General features: G+C 65.1%; 6 protein-coding genes. 2 read left to right on the top strand and 4 right to left on the bottom strand.

Going from position 1 to position 6,444, the window contains the following annotated elements; genetic code table 11:
* The coding region (locus B5X69_RS19990; RefSeq protein WP_079640260.1) for a toprim domain-containing protein at nucleotides 1-309 on the top strand (309 nt) is incomplete at its 5' end.
* Nucleotides 306-749: a hypothetical protein gene (locus B5X69_RS19985; protein WP_020819387.1), complete on the top strand. Its 444-nt coding sequence runs from the start codon at nucleotides 306-308 to the stop codon at nucleotides 747-749. The genes B5X69_RS19990 and B5X69_RS19985, both read left to right, overlap by 4 nt.
* Before the next feature lie 39 nt (nucleotides 750-788).
* Here B5X69_RS19985 and B5X69_RS19980 read toward each other — a convergent pair whose 3' ends face one another.
* The 4 genes from B5X69_RS19980 to B5X69_RS19965 form a co-directional block, all read right to left on the bottom strand.
* The gene (locus tag B5X69_RS19980; protein ID WP_020819388.1) at nucleotides 789-1,082 is read right to left on the bottom strand and encodes a type II toxin-antitoxin system RelE/ParE family toxin; all 294 of its coding nucleotides are present in this window, start codon (nucleotides 1,080-1,082) and stop codon (nucleotides 789-791) included.
* Nucleotides 1,079-1,348, bottom strand: a complete 270-nt coding sequence (locus tag B5X69_RS19975; RefSeq protein ID WP_020819389.1) for a CopG family ribbon-helix-helix protein — start codon at nucleotides 1,346-1,348, stop codon at nucleotides 1,079-1,081. The genes B5X69_RS19980 and B5X69_RS19975 overlap by 4 nt, the downstream gene beginning before the upstream one ends.
* 364 nt (nucleotides 1,349-1,712) lie before the next feature.
* Nucleotides 1,713-5,162: an ATP-binding protein gene (locus B5X69_RS19970; RefSeq protein ID WP_020819391.1), complete on the bottom strand. Its 3,450-nt coding sequence runs from the start codon at nucleotides 5,160-5,162 to the stop codon at nucleotides 1,713-1,715.
* Between the two features lie 3 nt (nucleotides 5,163-5,165).
* The gene (locus B5X69_RS19965) at nucleotides 5,166-6,356 is read right to left on the bottom strand and encodes a metallophosphoesterase family protein (protein ID WP_079640259.1); all 1,191 of its coding nucleotides are present in this window, start codon (nucleotides 6,354-6,356) and stop codon (nucleotides 5,166-5,168) included.
* Nucleotides 6,357-6,444: the final 88 nt, after the last annotated feature.

Genomic DNA, 6,444 nt, shown 5'->3' with positions numbered 1-6,444 from the left:
CAAGGGGGAGGGCGGGCGGCTTCTTGCCTGGCGCTTGCCGAGGGCTTCGAAACCGCGCGGGCCTTCACCCTCATTCAAGGAGCTCCCTGCTGGGCGAGCTTGGGTGCACGGCGTCTCGATCAGATCCTGCTGCCGCAAGGTCTGACATCCTTGATCCTCGCCGTCGACAATGACGCCGAAGGTGAACTGGCGGCGGCACGCGCGGCGTTGCGATATGCTCGGCCCGGTCTTGAGATAACGTGGATGGCGCCGCGCGGCGTCAAAGACTGGGCGGAGGTATTGGAGGCGTCTATGGGATCATTGCGATGAACGAGGCCCGCAGGACGCATATCCGCTCGATCGCCCTGGACCGCGACGTGCGGTTCCTGCTGCATTTCACCCAAGCTGCGAATCTCACTGGGGTCGTGAAGCATGGCTTATGGCCGCGCCGCGATCTGGCAGCAGCCGATCATTTGGCATACGCCAGTGATTACGGCCGATTGGACGGAAACAAAGACGCCGTCTCTGTTTCGATTTTGTGCGTGAGCGAGCCGAGGTTCGCTGGCGGCGAAGAGGAGAGGCGAGACCTCGCACCCCATTTTCCCACCGACCGTGAAGCCGAAGTGCAAGTTTTTCAGCGGATCGAAGCCGACCACATTCCTGGTGCCATCGTCGGTCAACCGGGACTGGCGGAACCCGTGAGAGCTACTCTGAAATGGCTGTCCGGCCGACTGCGGCAGGTTGAATTTCAGGATTTCGGTCTGGTCTGAGGATAGAAGCGACTGCGGCGGTGGTCGATCGCATCCTCGCTACTGCTCCGATTCGAAGTTGCGGTTTTCGCGGCAATGCCAGAGGCGCAGTATGAAGATCGTTCCGGCCGCGATCTCGTAGCGCATCTCGTAGTTGCCGACGATGATCCGGCGGACCTCGCGCGGCTCATAGGCTTCCAGCTTCTCGCCGATCCTCGGATAATCGATCAGCCGATCCGGTGCGTGGGCGAGTTGCTGGACCACGCGCGCCGCCGCTTCGGGGGCGACCGGACCCAGATGCTCGTGCAGTCGCACAAGGTCCGACGACGCCTTGCTGGTCCACTGGATCTTCATTTGACCGGCGAGGGTAGCGGCTTGTCCGTCCCAAGGCTGTCGGCCCATGCCGTGATCGCCTGGTGGTCGATCACCCGTCCGGCATCGACATCCTCCAGGGCTTCGAGCGTCATCCGGTGACGCTCCTCCTCCTGATCGACCCAGGCGGCGAGCGCTTGCTTCACCACCCAGCCGCGCGAGCGTTCGAGTCGCGAGGCCATTGCTTCAACCTTTTCCGCGAGCCCCAGAGGGACATGCGCGGTCAATACCTTCGTCTCGGTCGCCATGTTTATCACCTGTTATCAGTCCGATTAAAATATAATCATACTGACGAGAAAACGCAAGTTGGGGAGCCGTGGAGTCGAGAACCGGGCGAAGGCGCTGGAGGCCGCGCTCCGCTATTTGCCGTCCTTCAAGGCGTCCTTGACCCGCTGCCGCATTTCCGCAGCCTCCGCCACGTCATGCGGCCTTAGATCGAAGCCGTCGGGCAATTGCCAGCGGCACCGATATTCGCTGGCGCGCATCGAATGGGACGAGGACAGGTGCCGCTGCAGGTTGCGTACACAAAGCGCCGAAAGAGTGTCGGAGCAGCGCGTTCCGGATTCGAACAGCCAGTCCAGGGCGGCTTGATCTGAAGGTCGCTCGGCTGTCTCAGGCCAGGGAGCATTCCGAGTGAAGGTCTTCGCCGACGACAGATCGGGCGATCGCCGCCAGATGGGGGTGATGGGTGAAGAACAGCACCTGCGTCGATCGCGCGAGTTCCGCCAGCACCCTGAAACCGGCCTCGGAACGCTCATCGTCGAAATTGACGAACAAGTCGTCCGCGAGGAAGGGCAGGCGAACACCGGCCGCGATGGATTGCTCGACAGCTGCGAGGCGAAGCGCGAGAAAGAGCTGGTCCGTGGTTCCCTCGCTCATCGCCCCGACGTCCACCACGGTCCTGCCATCGTCGCGCAACCCCAGGAGCCGTGAATTGGGTCCGTCGCTGTCGATCCGCAGCGCCGCATACCGCCCGATCGTCAGCCGGCGGAAGATCTCGCTTGCGCGCAGCAGCATGGGATCCTGATGGCGCTCGCGATATTGTTCAATCGCCCAGCGTAGCGTGACGGCCTCGGTTCGCTTCAGGATAAAATCTTCGGCAAGAACAGCGAGCTCGGCCCGGGCCTGCTCGGCATCCGAGGCCGCGTCGGCGGACGAGCCGCTTTGCGCCTCCAGACCGGCAAAGACTCTCCTGGCATCGCCGTGGGCGCTTGCGGCAGTGGCAACCTCATCGTTGAGCTGGGTCAGCTGCCCCGAGAGCGACTGGATTCGGACAGCCAGACCGTCAGCATCGACGTCTTCCAGGGACGCGACAAGCTCATCCAGTCCCTTGCCGTCGCCCGCCGCGACGATCGCGGCTTCCGCTTCGCTGACCGCGTGGCGCAGGGCGCGCGCTGCTCGCGAACGCTCGATGGCCGCACCCAGGCCCTGCAGGTCGGTAGCGCCCGTCTCCTCCAGAAGCGCGGTCAGCGAAGCCCAGGCCGCAGCATGCCGTGCGTCTTCGGCCGCCATCTCAGCGCTTCGGCCGGCAATGCTTTCCTCGAGTGCCTCCAGGACGCTTGCGGTCGAGCGCGCCGCCGAGAGCCGGGCCCGCATCCCTTCGAGTAGCGTCACTCCGCCGCCCGAGGCGGCAATCCCCAGCCTTTCGGTTAGGGCCGCAACGCTTTCGTCATGTTCACGCGCGTCTCTCGCTATGCCGTCGATGCGTGTCTGCAGGTCTCGCTGCGCGGCAATCGCGGCTCTGAGCTCGTCCAGGACGTCGAGAGTTGCCGGAGCGCTGGCTATGTCGAGATCGATGTCCGCTTCGACCAGCAGCGCGCGCCAGGCCTCCATCCGCGTCGCCATACTCTCATCGACACGCGTGCGGCGGCGCTGCAGACCTTCCGCATCCTGCCCGATTTGTACGAGTGCGGCCTCGTCGAGTCTGTGCTGCTCGGCGGCCGCCTCGCCGGCTTGCCGAATCCGTGTGGCGAAGGCGAGCAGCGGCAGGAGGTCTTCTCCCTTGGGCACCGACTCGTCTGCGAGGGCGGCGACCAGGCTGGCACGCAATTCATTGCGCCGCGCAACGATCGCCCTGGCATCGTCGTGGGCATCGATTGCCTCCTGATGTGCTGCTTCAGCCGTTTCCCGCTCGGACACCCAACCGAGGAACCGATTGGGCTCCAACGCCGGAAAGCCCGCCTCCGCCAACTTTCGTGCCCAGCCCGTCAGCGCGCTTTCGCGACGATCGCTTGCCGCCTGCGCGCGCGTGTCCGCCTGGTCAGCGGCCAGAAGGAGCCTGGTCCGGCGTTGACCCATGACCGTCAGACGGCTCGACTCGTCGGCGGCGGCGTAGCGGGCATCTCCGCGTTCATCTGCTCGAGCGACTGCCGTCTCATAAGCATCGACAGCTTCATCAGGGGAGGGGAGGGCCATGCCTTGCCGCATGTGCGCGCGCAGCGGTCGCCAGAACGCGTCGCGCTCGCTTCGAACCGCGGTGATCTCCTCGTCAGCCACCGCAGCGCCCGACGAGAGCTGCTCCATTTCGAGCGAGAGCGCCTCGGCCTCTTCGCGGGCGCGCGAAGCGGCGTCTGTTGCCCGCTGCAGATCGGTCTCGGCCTCGGCAAGGACGGATCGCACGTCTTCGATTTCGTGCCGTGCCAGTCTGGGAAGCGCGGCCAGGGCCGATGCGTCCCCGCTCCAGGGCGTGAGCCGAGCGAGCGCCACGTCCAGGCTGGCCGCGGCCCGGTCGGCTTTGCGCTGCGCCAGTTCGCAGCGCGCGTCCGCATCGGCCCCGAGGGTCCTGGCAAGGTCGATCGCCGTTACGATCGCGGTCAGATTTCCTGTTTGGGGGCGATCCGCAATCTTCCGCTCGATCGCGACACGCCTTTCAGCCAGGTCCTGCTCACTCTCGTCGATCTGCCGGAGCGCCGCGAGATCCTCGGCATGACCGAGCGCGATTTCGCGCAGTCTGGAACTTACGATCCGGGTGGGGGGATCGGAGGCGAGCGCGCCGGCTTCGGCGCGGAGCCGGGCGACAAGACCTCCCGATGCGGATCGCTCCTCGCTCAGACGCGCTAAGTCCTGTTGACCCTTTGTCACCGCGCCCGACGAAGCGATCAGCGCGTCGATTTCGGCGTCGTGGGCGAGGACCGACGGATCAGGAGAAAGCGCCTCGATCTGTGCCCGGGCTTCGTTCACCAGATTCTGCGCGGCGGCCCTTGCACGCGAAGCGGCCTCCATCTCGGCCATTGCCGCTTCGGCGGCGTGCTCGCGCTGCGGCCCGATATCAATCGTATCCATGTGGGCGGCAAGCGCCGCGAGATGGTCGCTGCGAAGACGGACGGCAGGCGCAATCCGGCGGATGCGCTCGAGGCGGCTGACCTCGGCAAGAACTTCGTCGCGCCGCCGCTGAACCTCTTCGAGCATCTGCTGGGCGTCCGCGACCGCGCCTTTGGCATCGAGCCAAGCCTTCGGCTTGAGGGCCTGGTCCCGGACTGCTCGGGTCTGCGCTTCGAAATCGCGTTGGGCCTGCGTGAAGCTCCGCCTCGCCGCGGCGCGTTGTCCCCAGATCGCATCGGCTTCGCTCTCGAGGCGAGCCAATTCGTCCGCAACACCCGTGAGCCCGGAGCCTGCGGCAAAGAGGGCTCGGCCCAGGTCGTTGCGGGCCTCGACCATGGCCCGCCCGCCCGCTCGCAGGCCATCCTGGTCGAGGCTGAAGGAGAGTGCGAATGTCTCGCGCGTCTGCCCCCGCAGCATGGCGAGCAGCATAGCTTCGTCGAGGAGACGATCCTCGGCATCGATCAGTGTCCCGGCCGTCCCCTTCTTGCGGCGACAAGCGAAGCTGTGCCCCTCGTCCTCGAGCACGGCCCCAACGCGCAGCAGGGCGTAGTCGTAGACGAAGTTGTAGGGAGACCGTGCCGGGAAACCGAACAACAGATCGGAGACCGCCGCAAGCGAGGTCGATTTTCCCGCTTCGTTGGCGCCGTACACCACGTGAAGATCGGGCTCGCCTTGGCGAAAGGAAAGCTCGCAATCCTCGAAACGACCATAACGCTCGAGTGACAGGGTGGCGAACCGCATCGCTCAGTCCCCCTTCGTCAAACGCGAGCGGAGCGCCTGGGCGGCGGTTCCGATGACCGCGTCCCACTTGCCGTCGCCGGCATAGCGGCGAAGGTCCGCTTCGTCGGCATCGGGGAGCAGGCTCTGCGCCGCGAGCAGGAAGGGCGCAAGGTCCGCGGCCAGCAGTTCGTGCAGTTGAGGATCGGTGGCGGCCCGATCGATCAAGGCAGCGAGATCGTCGCCGACAATCACCTCACCGGCGGCGGCGGGCTTCGTCACGAGCAGCTTCACTTTCTCGATGAAGAGATTGGGCGAGATCGAAGCGGCCACGGCGCGCGCGACGTCGCGCAGGTCCGCGGCGCTGTCGATGAGCGCGCCGGCGCTGTCGGTCTCGCCCGTCAGCACAAGCCGCGTAACGAGCGGCAATCCATCGCCGCCGTGCTGCCACGCTTCAAGAAGCGCCGAGCGCATGCGTTCCGCAATGCTATCGGCCGGCACGTCGGTACAGTCGATATCGACCGCGAGCCAGCGGATCACATCCAGATCCAATCGATCGATGGAGGAAACCTGACCATCCTCCACGGTGACGATCACCGCGCCCTTGGGGCCCGTCTCGCGGATCGTGCGACCCTGGATGTTGCCCGGGAAGACGACATGAGGCGCCTCGCACACGATCTCGTGTTGATGGACATGGCCGAGCGCCCAGTAGTCGTATTGCTTGGCTTTGAGATCATCCAGGCTGCAGGGCGCGTAATCGGCGTGGCCCTTCCGGCCTGCCAGCGCGGTGTGCAGCATCCCGATATTGAAGTGATGCTCCGCAGCGGCGGGATAGGACGGAACGAGATTGTCGGTGACAGCCGGTGTCGAGAAGCTCTGTCCGTGGACCGCGACCTGGAGCTCGGCAAGCAGATGGGTTTCCGGTCGGCGCGCGCTGAACAGGCGGACATTGGGCGGCCAGGGAATGCTGCGGGTGATGACGGAGGCGGCATCATGGTTGCCGGCGAGAAGGAACACCGGGATTTCGGCCCGATCCAGGCGGCCCATGGCGCGGGCGAAATAGAGGCCGGTGCTCATGTCCTTCCACTCACCGTCGAAGAGGTCGCCAGCGATCACGACGAAATCGACATCTTCGTCGATGGCGCGTTGTACCAGATTGTCGAAAGCCGCGCGGGTGGCTCCTCTTATGTCGTCCTCGGGCAGACCTTCATCCCACATTTCCCAAGTAAGGCGCTGATTTCGCTGTCCTGACCATTATATTTCCTATATAAAACATGGTGTTGAAGGCTGCGAGGGGCGCGTTTCA

Origin of the sequence: Sphingopyxis flava (genome assembly GCF_900168005.1) — a bacterium.
In the GTDB taxonomy this organism is placed as follows: domain Bacteria; phylum Pseudomonadota; class Alphaproteobacteria; order Sphingomonadales; family Sphingomonadaceae; genus Sphingopyxis; species Sphingopyxis flava.
The sequence above is the reverse complement of the archived record's forward strand: the minus strand, read 5'-3'. Positions and strand labels throughout refer to the sequence as shown.